The organism is Massilimicrobiota sp. An105 (assembly GCF_002161155.1).
Lineage (GTDB): Bacteria > Bacillota_I > Bacilli_A > Erysipelotrichales > Coprobacillaceae > Allocoprobacillus > Allocoprobacillus merdigallinarum.
The window spans coordinates 1-860 of the sequence record NZ_NFLY01000113.1 but is presented as its reverse complement, the minus strand read 5'-3'; the positions used below and the strand labels follow the sequence as shown (position 1 = coordinate 860).

Sequence of the window (860 nt, the reverse complement as noted above, 5' to 3'; positions counted from 1 at the left end):
TTATAGCATGGTCTGCTTAATCCCGTATTGCAGTAAAAATCTATCTTAGTTGCACACATCGTCGCATCATGATCTATCTTAGAACAGCTGTTTCTATCATTTCCTATGATAAAAAGCCAGAATTCATATTCATCCAGCTTTGTATAATATCCAAGAAACAGGTCATACCATCTTTGAATTTCTGTCTTTCTTTTCCCTCTGCCATATACCATTTTTATATCATCATTAATCATCGTTTCCATAAGATACTGTACTATATAGCCTATCTCCTGTGCACAGTAAAAATAATGATATGGAAAGTCAAATCCTCTTTCCATGTTCATCTGAATGATTGAATCTGTTATCTTAGAAAACAGTTTCATTCTTGCATTGAGGATTCTTGCCTTATATACAAAAGAATATTTGTTTGCATTGGCTTCTATTTTGGTACCATCAATATATTGAATTGATTTGTCAACATTCATGAGATTACAGATATTGTTGACTATATCAAAAAAGATATGGTCAATATCATCAATAAGATAATTCTTCATGAGTCGTTCAAAAGTCATATGGCTAGGAGTTGCCTCCTGCATGATATACATAAATCTAATATCATGTTTGCATAAAGATTCTAGATTTCTTACATCACAGTCACTGACCATTCTTGCAAGGAGAACAGCCTTAAGAAGCAATACGTTATCATATCCCTTTCTACCACGACGCTCATCTCTTTTTAGATATTTCTTAAGATTCACTCCTTCCAGCGCCTTTAAGAAAGAAACAACCTCATCGTCAGGATTAATTTTTATACCCAAATCTAGTGGCAAAGATAACTGAATTGCGTTATAATTATCAGTGTAATTAGATTGCATAAAATT

At 32.8% G+C, this 860-nt stretch carries 1 protein-coding gene; it reads right to left on the bottom strand.

The genetic code is table 11. The features are described from left to right. On the bottom strand, positions 1-860 hold an 860-nt coding region (locus tag B5E48_RS13435; protein ID WP_479684563.1), incomplete at both ends, for a transposase.